A 17,880-nucleotide genomic window follows, 5' to 3' on the forward strand; every position below is an offset into this window, starting at 1 on the left:
AGAATGAAATAATACGAAAGAACGACTCATTTAACTTACCAACAAAGGCAACATACTATACAAATCGCTATTTTCTTTTATTATATACTAAATTTTATCATCTTTTGCGGGAATTTAAATAAAAAACTGTCGAAAAAGCGAATAATACGTTTACATTTTGTGCTATTTTGTCATATATTTAAGTATCCAACACAATTACCATATCCAACACTTTTTTTGATTGATAATTCAGAAAAAAATCACTTCACAGTAAATTCAACGGAATAAAAATAAAATCCTGCTCCAAAGAGCAAGATTTTATAGTTTTATAACATGATGTTTTCCGTCCCAAGAAAAAGGGTTTTCCATTACACGATCAACGAAATCCAAACCAAACTGATTTAAATAATAACATACATTCCACACACGTTCTTGCGGCGCACCTAATGGACGAAGTGCGAATTGTATACGGCGGAATTTATTTAGCTGAACCTCATACTTTTTCTCAACATTTCTTTTCAACATTCTTTCCAGCAGTTCAATTTGTTCATTAATTTTCAATTCGTTTTTCCCTGCAAACGCACCTAATCCTGGCTCTATTTTCTTTACAAATTGCTGTAAAGATATATGAATATCGGCAATTTCTTTTTTCGCCTTTTCAAAATGATCATCAATCGGTTCCTCTACTCGATTAGACAACCAGTTTTCACGCAGTTTATCGACATCATTTAAAAACGGATCACTTTCTCTCAATTGCAGATCGAATAAATCTGTCGCTATATCTCTCTCCACATAAGTAATTGTAAGACGAGGAACGACAGGTGGCATTTGAAAACCGACAGTATGGAATACTTGTTGTAATTCACTCCAATAAGCTAATTCCCCTGGACCTCCAATAAATGCGAGCGTAGGAAATACATACTCTTGCATAAGAGGACGCGTTACAACATTATTACTAAAACGTGCCGGATTTCTCTCCATTTCTTCAATCAACTCTTCATATGAAAAGGAATGCGCCCCATCCTTTCCAACAAACTTACCTTGATGCTCTTCAAGCAATACTCGTTCATTATCTATTTCCATGAATATATGCACTGCATGAGACTTCGTTTCAATAATCGGTTTGTATCCTAGTTCTTTAATTACTTCCTGCTGATTACGAAGCCCCTCTTGCACCTCTTTATACTTACTTATAATTCGCTTAAAAAATGGAATTTCTAACTTTCTTAATTCAGGATGATGTGAATCAACAAGGATTAAACCAGAATTAGCAAAGATTTTCGTAATAAGATGAGCAAAGAAATCTACATACGTATTCGATTTTTTCAAAGCATCATCAACAAATTTTAATACATCCTTTGTAAAATTTGTTTCTGGGTATGTTTTAAAAATCTCTTCAATCCAACTTCTACAATCTTCAACAGAAAGTTCAGACTCAGAAGCACTCGCCTTTTTCGGATTACGATCATAAAAAATAGTTTTTTTCATCTTTTTATTTTTCGCTACAAAAGTATGGTTAATCTCATCCATATCATGATCTTCACCCGCAATCCAGAAGACAGGGACAACTTTAACCCCTAAACTTTCTTCCTTTTCCTTTGCAAGCTGTAAAATTGAAATAACTTTATGAATTGTATAAAGCGGTCCAGTTAATAACCCCGCTTGTTGTCCAGCTATAACAACATATGTATTTTCATCTCCAAGCGCTTTTACATTTTGAAGTGTAGATTCTCCCGCTTGTAATTTTGTATTATATTCTAATAAATGCGCTACTAAATCTTGGCGGAAAAACTCCCTTTCACGCAAATCATGTAAACGTTGTTTAAAAGCATCTTCTGTTAACATATAATCAAAACATGACTGTATCTCTTTTTTACCGTTCATATAGTCCGCTACAACACCTTGTTGCGGAACAGAGATTTCTTTTATCTCCATATAATTCTTCCTTTCGTATCCAGTTCTCTCACCAATCCACATTGTAGTCAATGTTTCACTTAAAAGCAAAGAATAACACTTATACTCTTGTTTCTAACCCCTTTATTGCATCGAACAAAAATTGAAGTGTCGGAACTGGTCGTTGCTGTTTCTTAGCCTCTTCTAATACATACCCAACAATCGCATTAATTTCCGTCTGTCTATTCGCTCTTACATCCGCTAACATAGAGGATGTATTACGAGACGTTCCTTCACACACATTTCGTACCATTTGCCATACCATTTCTTTTTCTCCTCTAATAAGAAATGCGACCTCCTGAAACACTTGCTCCATCATTTGATAAAAAAAACGATTCGTGATTAATTCACCATTCTTTACTCCCAATAACGCTGTCAACGGATTGATACATACATTTACTACTAATTTTTTGCGCATAATCTCTTCCCAATCTGTTTCTATTTGAACTGGAAAATAAGCAACAGGAAAAGAATGAAATATTTTTTTAAAATGTATAGATTGGCCACAAACCACTCCAAATCTCGTTACACCTACTCCAGTATGATGAACGATGTGCCCTCCCTCTTTTTTCGCACCATGTTCTACAATACCAACAGCTATATTTTCACTCCCTATTTGCAGCATCTTTGGGAGATGCGACATTCCGTTTTGCAAAAAGATTAATGATGATGCACCTTCCACAAACGGTAGTATGTCATCTATATGATATTGCTTCACAGCAATAAATATATAATCTAAATTTTGCGCTACCATACTTTCTATCGGTAAAACAGGCGGATATACTGTTTCCCATCTTCCATCTCTAATACAAGTTACACCTGTTTCATTTAATTCTTCAGCCTGCTTAGCTGTTCTTGTAAACAACGTAACATCTTGGTTACTTTTTTGTAAATAAAATGTATACAATAGACCAATAGCACCTGGTCCGACAATTCCAATTTTCATTTTCACACAAGGGATTCACATTAAGTGCCCTTGCCTCCCCCCTTTTTCATATCTTTTTAAAGTACATGAGCACGCCCTATAATTTCGTTGTCCTCTGCCAAACAAATACACTCTCATTTTTCACTATGTATATACTGCCTATTAATACACTTATACTCTTAGTTTAGCAAATCCTCAAAAAAATAATAAAAGAAATATACTATCTTCTTCATAAAAATAAAAAAATGAGTTATACTATTATTATAAATATTTTTACTTTTCTGCATTCAACGAGATAAGAAAAGGATGTGATGTAATGGGATTCCCAAAAGTTGAGCGCTTGCTCATCAATTATAAAACGTTAGATGAATTCAAAAAATTTAAAGGGTGCGGAGCCCAGGAACTATCTATGCTGGAAGAATTGCAAGCAAACATTATTGAAAACGACAGTGAATCTCCATTTTACGGTATTTATTATGGCGGATCACTAATCGCACGTATGAGTCTATATATGAAAAGAAACGGCGGAGAACCATTCGAAATTACAGGTCCTTACCTAGAACTTTATAAACTTGAAGTATTACCAACTTTTCAAAAACAAGGATTCGGACAAATGCTTGTAAATCATGCGAAACAACTGCAATTTCCTATTAAAACGATAGCGCGTATTCATTCAGCTGGTTTTTGGGATAAATTAAATTTCAGCCCCGTATCAGTAACTGATGGAGATTTTTATATTTGGCATCCAGAAACAAATTTGAATGCGGTTACAAATGAAGAATCGGCTTAAGAAATAAAAAAAACAGCTGTATAACAGCTGTTTTTTTATTTCTTAAGCTTCTCTAACTTCTCAGTCGAGCGAGCATTGTTTCTTTCCGCTACCATTACACTTCTTTTTTGATCGATATAATCAAGCAATGTTCTATACTCTTCCTCATATACTGATAATCGCTCCAGAAGACGCTCTCTTTCTGTTTGTAATGATTCAACTTGTTGTTGCAACACCGTTAAAGAGTTTTCATCTTTATAATTTTGCAAGAAATCAATAACATCATTCAACGTAATTGACGTAGGTTCTAACACTTTTGTCTCTTTCACTTCATAATTTTCTACTTTACGAAGTTGCTTCGCTTCCTCAATACGTTCTTTATATTGCTTTCTTACGTAAGAATTCCACCTAAATCCACATGCTGCTGGTGTACGAGATAAATTTTTTCCCACTTCCTTAAAGGCAGAAAGTTGTGTTCCACCTTCTCGAATATGCCGGAGTACTACTTCTGCCAGAAGCAAATCTTCATCATCAGTCCAAGCATCTTGTCTTGTTGTCGCCATTTCTCTAGTCCTCCCTATGCATTTTTTATTAAGCATATGCAGTTACTAGAAAAGATAGAATACAACAACTAAAGATTAAGACAAAAAAAATAAACGCAGAAGATATCTTCTGCGTTTATTTCCCTGCAATTACTTGCTGATTACTTCTTTACCTTTGTAAGTACCGCATGCTTTACATACACGGTGAGCTAATTTCGCTTCACCACAGCTTGGGCACTCTACCATACCAGGTACTGATAATTTGAAATGCGTACGACGCTTTCTTTTTACTGTTTTAGAAGTTCTTCTAAAAGGTACAGCCATTCTTCCCACCTCCTTAAAAGAAATAGTTATTTTCATATGAAGGCCTGAACCAGTCTTCCGATTATTTGTCAAAAAACTTTGCAAGTCCTGCCAATCTTGGATCAACAGTCTTTTCTTTGTCTTCTTCCGAAATCACTTGCCAGTCTTGACCTTGCGTCGGTGCTCCACCAGAAACATCATCACTGAAAATTTGCATTGGAATCTCCAAAAGTATATTTTCCTTGATTACGGGCAGTAAGTCAAGTACTTCTCCTTCTAAACAATGAATTTCAGCTTCAGTTTCAAATTCTTCTTGTGAAGTTTGGAACACCTCAGTTGTTTTAATGTCAAATGGTAATGTCACATCTACTAAAGAACGAGAACATGGTAAAACCATGCTTCCAGTTATGTGTAGATGAAACGTAAACTTACCGGAGCCAAAATCAACTCTTCCCGTTACATGAACAGGATTAATTTCACGAATATCTTTCTCGACCTCTTTTAGCTCACTTACATCTACCATCTCATCCAATGTCAATCCTTTATTTCTCAATTTATTCAATTGATGGATGGACCATTTCATATCATATCACCTCAAGGCAACAAACAAAATTATAGCTAGCCATTTTATATTTGTCAATGTTTTTTCTTTACACTATAATGAAGTCATCATAGTAAATAATATATAGAGTATCACGTTTTTCAAAAAGATGCTACATCGAAAGGAGAGATTACCATAAAAGCTGGTGGTATTGTTGTTGAATATAACCCTTTTCATAACGGTCATCTTTATCATGTGCAAGAGACAAAAAAGTTAACACAATCCGATATAATAATTGCCGTTATGAGTGGTCCTTTTTTACAGCGTGGTGAGCCCGCACTCATTTCCAAATGGTATCGCACTAAAATGGCCTTAGCAAACGGCGTAGACCTTGTTGTAGAGCTTCCATACGTCTTTGCAACACAAAAGGCTGAAACCTTCGCAAATGGTGCTATTTCCATTTTAAATGCCCTACGTGTTTCTGAAATTTGTTTCGGTAGTGAGGATGGACAAATCGAAAATTTTTATAATACCATCTCCGTACAAAAAAACGAAGAAGAGACTTTTAACTGCCTTGTAAAACAATTCATGGACGCTGGAAATAGTTATGCAAAAGCAACATCGGATGCTTTCTCACACATTTTAACATCCGAAAAAAACATAGATATGTCACAACCAAATAATATTTTAGGCTTCCAATATATTAAAGCAATTCTGTCACAAAATAGCTCTATACAAGCTCAAACTATAAAAAGATTCGCCTCTCATTATCATGATGAAACATTTAATGACCAACATATTGCAAGCGCGACAAGCATTCGGAAACAACTCTTTAGCGAAGAAGGATCATTTACAACAATTGAACCTTTTCTCCCACAGGCAACCACTTCGCTTTTAGCAAATTACAAACAAAACTACGGGATATTACATAATTGGGAACAATACTTTTCATTTTTTAAATATAAACTCATGACGATGTCTTCAGGAGACTTACGACATATATATGAAATAGAAGAAGGTTTAGAGCATCGTATTTTATCAAAAATACAAAACAGTTCCTCCTTCTATTCATTCATGGAAGCATTAAAAACAAAACGCTATACATGGACTAGACTACAAAGAGCTTGTACACACATTTTAACAAACATAACAAAAGAGGAAATACGTAGCGCAAATATAGAACAACATGCACCATATATCCGCCTGCTAGGCATGTCACAAAAAGGACAAACTTATCTTTCAAAAAACAAGAAAAAAATCGAACTTCCAATCCTTACTCATACAAAAACATTTGACCATGCTGCTTTAGATATAGAGAAAAAAGCAAACTCTGTATATTTCTCCATCATGCACGAACCGTTACGCACGCAACTATTAAAACAGGATATAACACACCATCCTATTCGCTATGATGAAACAACTACAAAATTCCTATAAAAAACCTCTCTATTTCAGAGAGGCTTTTTCCTTATCCATCTTTTCTAAATATGTTAACGCATCATCCAGCGTATCCACTGGTACAATTTTCATTTTTGTTTTAATGTCCTTTGCAGTCTCAAGTGCATCTTTATAGTTCGATTTCTCCGCTCCTTTTTCATTTGGCGCAAAGAACACCTCAGCCCCAGCATCGCTAGCAGCCACCACTTTTTGATTTATACCACCAATCGGGCCAACTTCTCCTTTTTCATTAATTGTACCTGTTCCAGCTATTTCATGTCCTTTTGTTAAGTCTTCTTCCACAAGTTGATTATATATTTCTAATGTGAACATTAAACCTGCGGATGGTCCACCAATTTCATGAGAATTAATTTTCACTTTCGGATCGACCACTAATTCTCTTTCCGTAACGATAGAAACACCTATACCGACACGTCCATTCCCATTAGGAATCGTCTTTACATTTAAATTTTCTTTCAATTGTTTTCCATTTCTCATGTACTCAATACTTACAGCATCGCTTTCTTTTTTCCCAGTCATATATTCAATAAATTGCTCCGTCTTTTCAAATGTTTTTCCATCAACAGCTATAATAACATCACCAAGCTTAAGCTTTCCTTCTGACGGCATTCCTTTTGCCACACCAGCAACTAATACACCTTTATTTTCAAAAGAAACGGAGCGATTTGCACGTTTATATGCATTATAAATTGCTGCATTTTGTGAATCTTTCATCGCATAATTTTGGCGAAATTGATATTCTTCATTACTCTCACCTTTTTGCAATATTTCTTCCGCTTTTGAAATATGTGTATATTTATTAAACTGTGCCGCTATTAAATTCACCACATTTGCGGGTCCCATTGAAACCGTAACAAGCATAAAATCACCAGATTCTTTCGTTCCACCCTCAACTTGAACGTAAGGCTCTAATTTGGCAGCCATTCCTGGTTTTGTTACATAATACGGTAAACGCACGTAAACAAGTAACATCGCCAATATAACCCCTATTAAGATTGCATATATAAACCGAAAACGCTTAAACATTATGTTTCTCCTTCCACTGCTCAATTAATAAATAAATATTTGAAACATGTTTTTCCGCTTCTACTTCTCCAACTCGAATAATGTCTTCAATGTTTGTAAAAGCACGTGAACTAAATTGCTCTACAGCTGGTCGCATCATTAAATCCGATGCAATTTGCCGATTCATTACAAGCTCATGCTGCATAATTTCTATACTTTGCATGATTACGTCATAAATGGACGTAACATCGCCATTCACCTTAATTGGAGACACATCCACAGCGATAACAATATCGGCCCCTAATTCTTTCACAACCGATACTGGGATACGATCAATAACCCCACCATCCACTAATAATCGTCCATCTATTTTTTCTGGTACAAACACTCCAGGAACAGATATGCTAGCCCTCACCGCATCTGCAACTGGTCCACTTGTAAAAACCACTTTTTCCCCCTTCAATATGTCAGTAGCCACAACAGCCGTCGGGATATCTAACTCTTCTAAATTTTTATTATATGTAAACATTTTAATCATATCTTTGACACGTTTTCCAGCAATAAATCCCATTTTCGGTACCGTGAAATCTAAATAATACTTCCGCTTGAAAACAGATGCCAATTTATACAATCTTTCAACGTTACTACTTGCCGCATAAAACGTACCTATTAGCGCCCCCATACTACTTCCTGCAATCATATGAATAGGGATACCAGCTTCCCTTAAAACCTTTATTACACCAATATGAGCAAACCCTTTCGCTCCTCCAGACCCAAGTGCTAAACCAATCTTTGGTTCTTTCATTTTTCTCACCCTTTAATTTTTTTCATTCCTTTTTCATACTTATGGTCTAAATTCACTACGTATCCACGTATACTGAAATGAACGTTTTTTGGGACAAAGGGGGATTTACTTACATGTATGAAAAATGGAAAACCGCTTTCCTTACCATATCAACGCTTTTTTTAACCTTTTCTCTTGTATTCCACCCCCAAGCCGCTTTACAAGCTTCTATTCGCGGGTTAAATATATGGTGGGAAGTTGTATTCCCTTCACTACTACCGTTTTTCATCATTGCGGAACTTCTAATTAGTATCGGTGTTGTAAAATTTATTGGCGTTATATTAGAACCACTCATGCGCCCACTTTTTCGCGTTCCAGGGATAGGTGGATTCGTTTGGGCAATGGGAATGGCTTCAGGTTTCCCTGCAGGCGCCAAACTAAGCGCTAGACTACGAAAAAGCAACCTTTTAACTCAGATTGAAGCGGAGCGCCTCGTTTCTTTCACAAATTCTTCTAATCCACTTTTTATTTTCGGTGCTGTGTCTATCGGTTTTTTTAATAATCCGAAATTAGGGATTATATTAGCGGCTGCCCATTATTTAAGTAACTTTGCTGTCGGATTAATTATGCGTTTTTACGGCCATAATACCGCTTACAAAAATAATACACACACTACAAAAAAACGCCGCTTTCAAAACCCTTTTTTAATTCTTCACGAGACACGCTTACAAGAAAAAAGACCAATCGGTAAATTACTTGGGGATGCTATCGTTTCTTCTATTCAAACATTACTTATGATTGGCGGATTTATTATTTTATTCTCTGTGTTAAATAAAATGATTACTGTATTCCACATTACAGCAGCTCTTTCTTTTATTATGCAACATATTTTATCATTCTTCCAACTAAGTACAGATTTTAGTATACCTATATTATCAGGTGTTTTCGAAATGACACTCGGAAGCCAAATGATTAGTCAAATAAATGAAACACCCCTCTTACAACAAGCTATGGTAACAAGCTTCATTTTAGCATTTAGCGGTCTTTCTATTCAGGCACAAGTTGCTAGCATATTAGCTGAAACAGACATCCGATTTAAACCCTATTTTTTCGCACGAATTATTCAAAGTATTCTTGCCCCTATTTTTACATTTATATTTTGGACACCATTTTATGAGAAAGTAAGTTCTTTCTCACCTATGCAAAAAGATATTCCTGTATTTTTATCCAAGCATCCTTCTATACTACATGAAATTTGGACATCTTTTATACATTACGGACCAATTTTCACATTATTTTGTCTATATTTATATGTTATTTTATTATTTTTTCGCACGTATAAAGAAAAACCCCGTTCACTTTAACGGGGTTTGAAACTTTTCTTTTAAAGCACGCTCTACAATAGGAGGCACAAGATCTACTACACTTCCTCCATACCTCGCAACTTCTTTCACAATACTCGAGCTTAAAAATGAATATTGGTTGTTTGTCATAATAAAAAATGTTTCAATATTTTCATCTAATTTTCGATTCATAGAAGTAATTTGCATCTCATATTCAAAATCAGAAACTGCTCGTAAACCACGTAATATTGCATTTGCATTACGCATTTTTGCATACTCTACTAACAGCCCACTATGCGAATCTACTTTTACATTCGGGATATCCTTTGTCGCTTCTCGAATTAGTTCTAATCGCTCTTCAACTGAAAAGAATGGTTTTTTAGATGAATTGTTTAAAACGACTACGTACACCTCATCAAATACTTTTGCTCCCCTTTTAATAATATCCAGATGCCCAAGGGTAATTGGATCAAAACTTCCTGAAGAAATAGCTATACTTGTCATTCTGTCCCCTCACCTTCATACTTATAAATCGATATTGCAGTAATCCCATAATTCTCAGCTCGTACTTTTACAAGCTTTCCTATTGAATCAGGTAAAACCACATCATTACCATGCTCTGCCATAATTAATCCATCACTATGTAGCAATCCATGTTGATCCATTACACTAATTAAAGATACAATTTTTTGCTCTTTATATGGTGGGTCTATTAATATAAGATCGAATGACATTTCACGTTTTATAAGCGCCTTTACTGCACGTTCCGCATCATTTCGATATACTTCAGCTTGTTCCTGTATTCTACAACTTTCTAAATTTTGATGAATTACTTTTATCGCTTTACTATCCCTATCAACAAAAATCGCTTTATCGATCCCTCTGCTCAAAGCCTCAATTCCAAGGCCACCACTACCACCAAATAAATCAAGGGCGATACCACCATCAAAATAAGGACCTATCATATTAAAAATAGATTCTTTTACTTTATCTGTCGTTGGACGTGTTGTATTACCAGGAACCGCTTTAAGTGGGTGTCCTTTACATTTTCCTGAAACTACTCTCATCTGTTGTCACTACCTTTATTTCAATCTATCGAGCGATTATAGAAAGCCATTCCCACTTCGGTAACCGTTACCAAATTACATTCACCAAAATATTAGAAAACTCAGCATCAAATAACCACTCATTATTTTTATGTATTCATCTCATCATTCACTAATATGAATCCAATATGTATATTAGTTCCACTTTATCTTTTTTATCCTATCACAAAATAAAAAAAAGAAAAATAAAAAGCCTGACATAAAATTTAATTTCATTATGTATATCTTCATTTAGATTGGACATAAATAATTATAACAACATCACCTTCGATGTTGTTGCCAACCGCGGAGAAGACTTACGTTTCCCCATAAGTTCTTCCTCCGGTTTCTCCTCTCCCTTTGCCTTCTTACTAGTACATGCTAGTATAAGAAGGGCCCTGCTATGCAGGGTTTTTTTTCTTTGTGTGCTTTTCATTTAAAAAGTGAAATGGTACAGTAAAAGAAAGAGGAGGAAAAAATATGATTCAACGCTTTATAGAACTCGGAGAAGGCTACTCTGATTTATATGAATTACTTGAAATTGCCAAAACAAATCAAGAACGTATAGCACATATGTTACAATTTGAAACGATAAAAAACGATAAAAAAGTGTGTTCGCTTGTTGTAATATTAAAACCAACTACTACTGGTGATTTCCAACCATTATACATATGTCGTGAAGGCATTCCTGTATTTGAAAATAAAAAAAGTAAACGTGTCATTTTATTTGAAGAAACGGCAGAGCAACTCGGAAAAAAAGTGGCTACTTTTACTGTAAAGCCATCTACAACTTTCCCAGAAAAAGAACTATTTTTTAATCATTTAATTGGTATTTTACGAATGAACAATTTCATTCCTCCGATGAAATAACACTTTATTTCAATTAAAAAATCCCCCGCTAAATTTAGCAGGGGATTTTTTCTATTAGCTATAATCGTATTCTTTTGCTCGATCAGGACGGGAATTTTCAAATTCCGTTTTTAAATACGGGCGATACGACTGTTCTATCTTTTTCACAAAAGGAAGTTTGTTCAATTTATGCATCATATGCTCAATTTGTTCCATGTCACAATATACTACAGCATATTTTAATCGTTTTGATATGTAATGTATGTTACCATATTTCCTTAAAATCTTGGCATGTTTCAATGAATGTAAATAAACAATCATACTTTGTCGTTGCCCGAACATAATCTTCTCCATCTTCTCCTTTTAAAAACATATATTTTATATTCTATGAAAACCAATCAGAAATTTATAACATTACAGGACAAACTCTGTATACGTTTCCTTCCAACTTCTAAAAAACGGGGTACATCACCCCGTTTTTTTACAACCACAACCTCCGCCAGTACCACAACCTCCACCACAGCCACCAGCATCAAAGAATGGATTCCCTGTTGGCACTTTAATGGAAGAAGACACTTCCGAACCGATTGCTACACTAACTTCATCTAATAACTTCTGCAAAGCAGTTTCTGCTCTTTTAAAAGCTGCAACCTTATCATGTAAGTCCACAGAACGCTTTAATTCTCTCATTTTCATCGATACGGTAGTGTAGTCAGGATGGTATTTTCCAAAACGCTGTACTTCCTCATACCGTTCTTTCATCGCTGTAAATTGCTGAATTAACGTCTGAAGTTCCATATCTTCATGTAATTCTCTATAATACTTACGATAATCTTCTGCTATATCTGAACAGATAATCGCTTTTGCAAGCTGCTCTGCCTTATCTAATATTAATACGCTTTCTAGCGTCGCTACAATCATGAGAGACACCTCCGAGTATCCATCATACCACATTTAGATTAGAACTACTAATTGAAGTGACTTACTCAAAAGAAAGATATAATGAAACTATTTTCACACTATATCCGTACACACTTATACATTAATATGTTCCGCTATATTATATTTAAGAACATCCCATTTCCCACTATTTTGTTTCACATAACTAATACACGCATTTTTTAATGGTGTCTTAAATGTAATTTCATCTGGTTCAATGGCATGTAAAATTGCTTTTATCGCGTGTGAGTGAGCAACAATAATAATACGTTTGCCAAAATGAGTTGTTGCAACATCTTCTAAAGCAGCAAAGCAACGAGCTACAATCTCTTCATCTTGCTCCATACCTTCTACTTTACCCTCAGCAATCAACTCTCTAACAGTCGCAACTGGCTTCCCTGAAGCTTCTCCAAAATTCCGTTCAACAAATCGATCATCTAATAAAATCGATTGTAATCCAGCCGCCTTTGCGATTTCATTAGCCGTTTCTTGCGCTCTAATTAACGGGCTACTTATAATGATATCCCACGTTTCTTCTTGTAAAGCAGCTGCACTTTGACTCGCTTGCTTCTTACCAACTTCATTAAGCGGAATATCTTCTCGCCCCTGAATAATTTCTTGAAAATTCCAATCAGTTTGTCCATGTCGTACTAAACAAATTTCCGTCATGCTGCAACTCCTTTTTAAATAATCAATCTCTATTGTAACAAAAGTTCTGCATGACGGACATATTTTTCACTTGTAATTAGGTTGCATTTTGTTGCTTCATATACTGAAACATATCAATCATGATCGAAGCAACAGCCAATTGATTTTGAAATTTTTCCACTTTATCTGGTATTGTTTTTTTGAAATGTTGCATCGCCGCTAACTCAAAAGCCTCTTTTTCTTCAGGATTTCGTGTTAATTTTCTATACCAGTACGGTTGCTCTCTAATATAGCGAGATAAATCCTCATCAGCCTTTATAAACTCCATAATTTCTGCTCTCATCATCTTTCCCCCTAATCCTTTTGAAAGAAAAACGGGTTATTTTCTGAAGTACTTTGTTCTTGCTGCGTACGGTTACCTTGAAATTGCTGAATAACTTGTTGCACGCTCCCAATAGCACTCGTCACATTAGCTAAATGGTTCTGCATTTGTTCCACGTCCAACTTTTTAAAAAAAGAAAGCATTTGCCCCATCACATCAGCAGTTTTTTCCTCTTCAGTTCGATTATCTTTTTCTTTTTTATTTTCTTTTACCGAAGAAAACGCAGGCGCTCCATCCGGTCTATAAGTTGCCCATATTGGATCTTCTTCACCAAGTAAGTACCATTCTTCATAAAATTGTTGCCAAGTTTTGTGACCACTTCTAACCTCATGAACCATTTTAGGGTGATGGTTTACAAATTCTTTAAACTGTTGAACCGATGGATGTAACGGCCCTTTTGTTGTTGGCATAATCCTCACCTCTCCATGTATATCTACTATATAGTAAGAAAAAAAAGGCGCATGGTTCGCCTATTTTTAGACGATTCATGCACCTTTTTTTCTGCTATTTGCATACGGTCAGATTCCCACCTACAATTCAGTGAATACGAAGTAACTAATTAGGTGATGTAACACCCCATTGCTTACAGTTTCGCTTTATTTTCGAATAAAGTTTTGTGTATAAAATTTATCGTATACACCAACACCTAATCCCGTAAATTGTTCATTTAATAAATTCTTTCTATGCCCCTCACTATTTAACCAACCTTGCACTGCCGCAATTCCATCACTATGTTGCGCCGCTATGTTCTCACCAGCAAGTTGAAATCCTACTTTCCCGCGCTGCAAACGATCTCCTAGCGTACCTAATGTAGGTGAGTCATGAGAAAAATAATTATTGTCTTTCATATCTTTACTGTGACCAACAGCAACATCTGCCGTTTCCTGATCCCATGTTAATAATGGTAATTTATGACGACTTCGAATGATATTTGTTAAATCAAAAATTTGTTGCATATTCCCATTTTCTACTTGTTTTATCTTTTCTGGAGTCAATGGTTGTTCTGCTATTAATTCACCTGAATAAACGAGCTGATACGGTCTTTGGCGTAATAAAGTTTCATCATCCATATAACGAACACCCACAAGCTCATGTGTAAATTGATCAAAATACAATTGCGCCCATCCATCTTCTACAGGTATTAACGGTTGTTCCATGACTTCGGTATCAGATAGTTCAAATTGATAACTATTTTTCCCTCTTTTTAATGAAATTTCATGCGAAAGCGGACTTTTTTTATATACTTCTTCATATTTTTCATTTATATAATAAGGTGGAACCTTAACTTGTTCACCAGCAGCGTACGCCGTTATAACTTTACGTTCAGAAACTCCGAATTGAACATACTGAGTTAAATCCTGATTGTATACCCACCATTCATATCCGTATGCAGATGGCTCTATTCGAGAGGGTTCTCCCCACTTCGCTAATAAATTTTCAGAGTCTTCACCAATCATATTTAAAACAGTGTCTGAGGAGTCTTCCTTAATTTGCTTTTTCTTTTTCACAATTTTATTTTCTTGCTTTGATTGAGATGGGGTTAATATATATTGTGAAACGAGTAATTTCCCGTATAAATCAACAGCTAAAATTAAAATTGTAATCATTACGATACGCAATAATTTCTTCAAACGATATACCTCCTGAACAAAACATAAAATTGAGATATACACAAATCCTTTTCTTTCTTTTTGTGTGTACCGTACTCTTTTCACTATATCATATTTTTGTGAAAAAAGTCTGGATTATCCCTTTTCTCTCAATATGAATTGCACTTTCTTATTATTCATACTATTATAAAAATAATGGTGTAACATTAAAAAAGGAGGTATTATATGCAATTTACAAATACGAAATTTAATGGAGCCGTCGTTGAATTAACTCTTTTAACTGAAATCATGGAAAACAACCACTTCGTACTTGCTGGACAGTGGGATTATGAACGGGTTACATACGATTATAAATTTGAAATATTAAATGATGTTTATTATTTGCGAGTGCAAGGAGTTGCTGTTGAAGGTGACATCGGCAGTAGACACGCTGAAGTAAAACTACTCCCTCCCTTATTAGGAAAACATTATTATCCTCACGGCGTTGAATATGGCGATGATGAGACTTTCCCAACGAATGTACTTCAAAAAAGTGAACAACTCCTACAAAATGTCGAAAAAGAGTTAAAGGAACTTCAAATTATTGATTAACAAAAACAAGCGCATCAATATGAACTGCACCCCAATTGTTAGACACAGTCTAACAATTGGAGGTGCAGTTTTTCTATGGCTAAATTTACAGCTGATGAAAAAATACAAATCGTTCTACGTTATTTGAACGGAAATGAAAGTTATCGAGGAATAGGTAAAGTCATTGGTATAAGAGACACCGTAATTTTGAATTGGGTAAACCAATATAAGCAGAATGGTGCGGAAGCTTTTCTAAAACGGTATACAAATTACACCCAACAATTTAAACTAGACGTACTAAATTTTATGATTGAAAACGGTACGTCCTTGTTTGAAACGGCAGCTATCTTTAACATCCCTGCCCATTCAACGATTATTGTTTGAAAAAAACAACTCGAAGCACAAGGAATTGATGCCCTTCAATCAAAGAAAAAGGGGCGTCCATCCATGAAAAAAGAGTCAAATAAACAATCAAAACAAGCACCAGTTGAAATTTCAGTCGAAGCACTTGAAGCACGCATTAAACAGCTTGAGATGGAAAATGAGTACTTAAAAAAGTTAAATGCCTTAGTTCAAAACAAGGAAAAATCACAAAACAAGACAAAGCGCAAGTAGTCTACGAATTAAGGCATAAATATTCGGTGAAGGCACTCGTGGAGCTAGCTACTATTCCTCGAAGCACATATTATGATTTAGTAAAGAAAATGAATCGTCCAGATCTAGATGCCGATTTGAAAGCTGAGATTAAAGCGATTTATGAGGAAAATGAAGGTCGTTATGGTTACCGTCGCATTCGTGATGAGTTAACGAATCGTGGGCAGAAAGTGAATCATAAGAAGGTTCAGCGCATTATGAAAGAGCTTGGATTAAAGTGTGTTGTACGTATAAAAAAATATAAGTCTTATAAGGGGAAATCCGGTAAAATTGCACCAAATATTTTAGCTCGGAATTTTCATGCAGATGCACCGAATCAAAAATGGGTAACAGACATCACAGAGTTTAAATTATTTGGAGAGAAACTTTATTTATCACCTGTATTAGACTTGTATAATGGTGAAATTATTACCTATACAATAGGCTCTAGACCGATGTATTCACTTGTTTCAGAGATGTTAGAAAAAGCATTAGAACGTTTGCCTGAACATCACCAACTAGTGATGCATTCAGATCAAGGATGGCATTATCAAATGAAACAATATGTCCGTACACTTGAATCAAGAGATATTGTGCAGAGTATGTCTCGAAAAGGCAACTGTTACGACAACGCAGTAATGGAGAATTTCTTTGGGATCATGAAATCGGAATTCCTCTACATAAAAGAGTTTGAAAGTGTAGAACATTTTAAAATAGAATTAGAAAAATATATAGAGTATTATAATACGAAACGGATAAAGGCAAAATTAAAAATGAGCCCGGTGCAATACCGGACTCACTTTTATCAAGCTGCCTAATGAAATAACCATGTCTAACTTTTAGGGGTCACTTCAATATGATGCGCTTGTTTTATTTCCCTTCCCTAAGAATGAATCGTTTTTTTTACTGGATATCCATAAATAGATCCATCTTTTACTTTAATCTCATCTTCCCAAGGAACCTTATATTTACCTTCAGCTAAATCTTTTACAAACGTATATGGGTTTTCTTTCACCCCACCAGGAGTTGCTACATATCCTCTTGAACCTAGATTATATATATTATTTTCTAATCCCCATCCTAATCTAGCCTGATCTGCTAGTTCTGGATATACTTCAGCAGTAACAATCTCCCAAGGATTTCGATGCCCCTGTACTAAAGTAGTCCCATCAAAATTACATACTTGTCCTTCACCAAAGTAATAAAATACACCATCATAACCCGCTAAGTTTACCGACAATGTATACATTAAATTCTGCCATGCATTTGAACGATTGGTTAGCATCCATTGTTCACTAACTTGTGTGCTATACCCAGAAATACGAATCAAGACATTTGCACCTTTATAGGCTGCTTCACGAGCTACTTCAGGGAACATGCCATCATGACAAATACAAACAGCTAATTTACTTCCTCCAGGTCCATCACAAACAGGTAAGCCTAAATCTCCAGCTTTCCAAGGCTCGACTGGCACCCAAGGATTTAGCTTACGATACTTCAAAATCATTTATGATGATAGGTAAGGCTTTGATGTAATCTCCACCTTTTCCCCCACCTCACAC

The 17,880-nt window shown here is 35.3% G+C and carries 20 protein-coding genes and 2 pseudogenes; 6 read left to right on the forward strand and 16 right to left on the reverse strand.

Annotation, left to right across the window (positions count from 1 at the left end; genetic code table 11):
- Positions 1–297: 297 nt before the first annotated feature.
- Complete coding sequence (gene bshC, locus CQ064_RS20600; RefSeq protein ID WP_000403042.1) at positions 298–1,914, reverse strand: bacillithiol biosynthesis cysteine-adding enzyme BshC; 1,617 nt, start codon at positions 1,912–1,914, stop codon at positions 298–300.
- A 79-nt stretch (positions 1,915–1,993) separates the two neighbouring features.
- On the reverse strand, positions 1,994–2,878 hold the full coding sequence (panE, locus tag CQ064_RS20605) for a 2-dehydropantoate 2-reductase (protein WP_014482115.1): 885 nt from the start codon (positions 2,876–2,878) through the stop codon (positions 1,994–1,996).
- Between the two features lie 295 nt (positions 2,879–3,173).
- Between panE and CQ064_RS20610 the strand changes: the two genes are divergently transcribed.
- Positions 3,174–3,647, forward strand: coding sequence for an N-acetyltransferase (locus tag CQ064_RS20610; protein ID WP_000506690.1), 474 nt, complete (start codon positions 3,174–3,176; stop codon positions 3,645–3,647).
- A gap of 35 nt (positions 3,648–3,682) precedes the next feature.
- Here CQ064_RS20610 and CQ064_RS20615 read toward each other — a convergent pair whose 3' ends face one another.
- The 3 genes from CQ064_RS20615 to CQ064_RS20625 all read right to left on the reverse strand — a co-directional run bounded on the left by CQ064_RS20615 (position 3,683) and on the right by CQ064_RS20625 (position 5,054).
- Positions 3,683–4,189, reverse strand: a complete 507-nt coding sequence (locus tag CQ064_RS20615) for an RsfA family transcriptional regulator (protein ID WP_000246469.1) — start codon at positions 4,187–4,189, stop codon at positions 3,683–3,685.
- Between the two features lie 129 nt (positions 4,190–4,318).
- On the reverse strand, positions 4,319–4,492 hold the full coding sequence (gene rpmF, locus CQ064_RS20620) for a 50S ribosomal protein L32 (protein ID WP_001984764.1): 174 nt from the start codon (positions 4,490–4,492) through the stop codon (positions 4,319–4,321).
- A 61-nt stretch (positions 4,493–4,553) separates the two neighbouring features.
- Entirely contained in the window at positions 4,554–5,054 is a 501-nt protein-coding gene (locus CQ064_RS20625) for a YceD family protein (protein WP_000872146.1), read from the reverse strand.
- 213 nt (positions 5,055–5,267) lie between these two features.
- Between CQ064_RS20625 and CQ064_RS20630 the strand changes: the two genes are divergently transcribed.
- Complete coding sequence (locus tag CQ064_RS20630) at positions 5,268–6,449, forward strand: nucleotidyltransferase (protein WP_003271282.1); 1,182 nt, start codon at positions 5,268–5,270, stop codon at positions 6,447–6,449.
- A gap of 9 nt (positions 6,450–6,458) precedes the next feature.
- On the opposite strand, the gene CQ064_RS20635 is transcribed toward CQ064_RS20630, so the two are convergent.
- Positions 6,459–7,496: a SepM family pheromone-processing serine protease gene (locus tag CQ064_RS20635; protein ID WP_000476314.1), complete on the reverse strand. Its 1,038-nt coding sequence runs from the start codon at positions 7,494–7,496 to the stop codon at positions 6,459–6,461.
- Entirely contained in the window at positions 7,489–8,280 is a 792-nt protein-coding gene (locus CQ064_RS20640) for a patatin-like phospholipase family protein (protein ID WP_000662590.1), read from the reverse strand. Before CQ064_RS20640 ends, CQ064_RS20635 begins: the two co-directional genes overlap by 8 nt.
- A 113-nt stretch (positions 8,281–8,393) precedes the next feature.
- On the opposite strand from CQ064_RS20640, the gene ylbJ reads away from it, so the two are divergent.
- Positions 8,394–9,623, forward strand: a complete 1,230-nt coding sequence (gene ylbJ / locus CQ064_RS20645; protein ID WP_000273075.1) for a sporulation integral membrane protein YlbJ — start codon at positions 8,394–8,396, stop codon at positions 9,621–9,623.
- On the opposite strand, the gene coaD is transcribed toward ylbJ, so the two are convergent.
- Positions 9,615–10,106, reverse strand: a complete 492-nt coding sequence (coaD, locus tag CQ064_RS20650) for a pantetheine-phosphate adenylyltransferase (RefSeq protein ID WP_000200601.1) — start codon at positions 10,104–10,106, stop codon at positions 9,615–9,617. The two genes, ylbJ and coaD, sit on opposite strands and share 9 nt — an antisense overlap.
- Positions 10,103–10,669, reverse strand: coding sequence for a 16S rRNA (guanine(966)-N(2))-methyltransferase RsmD (gene rsmD, locus CQ064_RS20655; RefSeq protein ID WP_001266976.1), 567 nt, complete (start codon positions 10,667–10,669; stop codon positions 10,103–10,105). The genes coaD and rsmD overlap by 4 nt, the downstream gene beginning before the upstream one ends.
- 498 nt (positions 10,670–11,167) lie before the next feature.
- Between rsmD and CQ064_RS20660 the strand changes: the two genes are divergently transcribed.
- Positions 11,168–11,557 (forward strand): DUF7147 family protein, encoded by a 390-nt coding sequence (locus CQ064_RS20660; RefSeq protein WP_000616017.1) that lies wholly within the window; start codon positions 11,168–11,170, stop codon positions 11,555–11,557.
- 54 nt (positions 11,558–11,611) lie between these two features.
- On the opposite strand, the gene CQ064_RS20665 is transcribed toward CQ064_RS20660, so the two are convergent.
- The 6 genes from CQ064_RS20665 to CQ064_RS20690 form a co-directional block, all read right to left on the reverse strand.
- Positions 11,612–11,878 carry a YlbG family protein gene (locus CQ064_RS20665; RefSeq protein WP_002082261.1) on the reverse strand — a complete coding sequence of 89 codons (267 nt, stop codon included), beginning with the start codon at positions 11,876–11,878 and terminating at the stop codon, positions 11,612–11,614.
- A gap of 126 nt (positions 11,879–12,004) precedes the next feature.
- A complete protein-coding gene (locus tag CQ064_RS20670) occupies positions 12,005–12,457 on the reverse strand; it encodes a YlbF/YmcA family competence regulator (protein ID WP_000634366.1) in 453 nt (150 codons plus the stop codon).
- 114 nt (positions 12,458–12,571) lie between these two features.
- Positions 12,572–13,144: a histidine phosphatase family protein gene (locus CQ064_RS20675; RefSeq protein ID WP_000134944.1), complete on the reverse strand. Its 573-nt coding sequence runs from the start codon at positions 13,142–13,144 to the stop codon at positions 12,572–12,574.
- Between the two features lie 76 nt (positions 13,145–13,220).
- A complete protein-coding gene (locus tag CQ064_RS20680; RefSeq protein WP_001200990.1) occupies positions 13,221–13,466 on the reverse strand; it encodes a YlbE-like family protein in 246 nt (81 codons plus the stop codon).
- 11 nt (positions 13,467–13,477) lie between these two features.
- Positions 13,478–13,915 (reverse strand): YlbD family protein, encoded by a 438-nt coding sequence (locus tag CQ064_RS20685; protein ID WP_001143346.1) that lies wholly within the window; start codon positions 13,913–13,915, stop codon positions 13,478–13,480.
- Between the two features lie 186 nt (positions 13,916–14,101).
- Positions 14,102–15,136: a CAP domain-containing protein gene (locus CQ064_RS20690; protein WP_000735387.1), complete on the reverse strand. Its 1,035-nt coding sequence runs from the start codon at positions 15,134–15,136 to the stop codon at positions 14,102–14,104.
- A gap of 204 nt (positions 15,137–15,340) precedes the next feature.
- Here CQ064_RS20690 and CQ064_RS20695 point away from each other — a divergent pair, with 204 nt between their 5' ends.
- Complete coding sequence (locus CQ064_RS20695; protein WP_001160949.1) at positions 15,341–15,706, forward strand: YugN family protein; 366 nt, start codon at positions 15,341–15,343, stop codon at positions 15,704–15,706.
- A 75-nt stretch (positions 15,707–15,781) separates the two neighbouring features.
- Positions 15,782–17,136 (forward strand): annotated as a pseudogene (locus CQ064_RS20705) (IS3 family transposase).
- A gap of 65 nt (positions 17,137–17,201) precedes the next feature.
- On the opposite strand, the pseudogene CQ064_RS20710 reads toward CQ064_RS20705, so the two are convergent.
- Positions 17,202–17,825, reverse strand: a pseudogene (locus CQ064_RS20710) (formamidase); the annotation flags it as partial.
- Positions 17,826–17,880 lie beyond the last annotated feature (55 nt).

The sequence above is a fragment of the Bacillus sp. MYb78 genome, assembly GCF_002975115.1.
Lineage (GTDB): Bacteria > Bacillota > Bacilli > Bacillales > Bacillaceae_G > Bacillus_A > Bacillus_A cereus.

Bases quoted from the DNA above. Each gene is read 5' to 3' on its own strand.
- bshC (WP_000403042.1), bottom strand. From the start codon at position 1,914: ATGGAGATAAAAGAAATCTCTGTTCCGCAACAAGGTGTTGTAGCGGAC.
- panE (WP_014482115.1), bottom strand. From the start codon at position 2,878: ATGAAAATTGGAATTGTCGGACCAGGTGCTATTGGTCTATTGTATACA.
- CQ064_RS20610 (WP_000506690.1), top strand. From the start codon at position 3,174: ATGGGATTCCCAAAAGTTGAGCGCTTGCTCATCAATTATAAAACGTTA.
- CQ064_RS20615 (WP_000246469.1), bottom strand. From the start codon at position 4,189: ATGGCGACAACAAGACAAGATGCTTGGACTGATGATGAAGATTTGCTT.
- rpmF (WP_001984764.1), bottom strand. From the start codon at position 4,492: ATGGCTGTACCTTTTAGAAGAACTTCTAAAACAGTAAAAAGAAAGCGT.
- CQ064_RS20625 (WP_000872146.1), bottom strand. From the start codon at position 5,054: ATGAAATGGTCCATCCATCAATTGAATAAATTGAGAAATAAAGGATTG.
- CQ064_RS20635 (WP_000476314.1), bottom strand. From the start codon at position 7,496: ATGTTTAAGCGTTTTCGGTTTATATATGCAATCTTAATAGGGGTTATA.
- CQ064_RS20640 (WP_000662590.1), bottom strand. From the start codon at position 8,280: ATGAAAGAACCAAAGATTGGTTTAGCACTTGGGTCTGGAGGAGCGAAA.
- ylbJ (WP_000273075.1), top strand. From the start codon at position 8,394: ATGTATGAAAAATGGAAAACCGCTTTCCTTACCATATCAACGCTTTTT.
- coaD (WP_000200601.1), bottom strand. From the start codon at position 10,106: ATGACAAGTATAGCTATTTCTTCAGGAAGTTTTGATCCAATTACCCTT.
- rsmD (WP_001266976.1), bottom strand. From the start codon at position 10,669: ATGAGAGTAGTTTCAGGAAAATGTAAAGGACACCCACTTAAAGCGGTT.
- CQ064_RS20660 (WP_000616017.1), top strand. From the start codon at position 11,168: ATGATTCAACGCTTTATAGAACTCGGAGAAGGCTACTCTGATTTATAT.
- CQ064_RS20665 (WP_002082261.1), bottom strand. From the start codon at position 11,878: ATGTTCGGGCAACGACAAAGTATGATTGTTTATTTACATTCATTGAAA.
- CQ064_RS20670 (WP_000634366.1), bottom strand. From the start codon at position 12,457: ATGATTGTAGCGACGCTAGAAAGCGTATTAATATTAGATAAGGCAGAG.
- CQ064_RS20675 (WP_000134944.1), bottom strand. From the start codon at position 13,144: ATGACGGAAATTTGTTTAGTACGACATGGACAAACTGATTGGAATTTT.
- CQ064_RS20680 (WP_001200990.1), bottom strand. From the start codon at position 13,466: ATGAGAGCAGAAATTATGGAGTTTATAAAGGCTGATGAGGATTTATCT.
- CQ064_RS20685 (WP_001143346.1), bottom strand. From the start codon at position 13,915: ATGCCAACAACAAAAGGGCCGTTACATCCATCGGTTCAACAGTTTAAA.
- CQ064_RS20695 (WP_001160949.1), top strand. From the start codon at position 15,341: ATGCAATTTACAAATACGAAATTTAATGGAGCCGTCGTTGAATTAACT.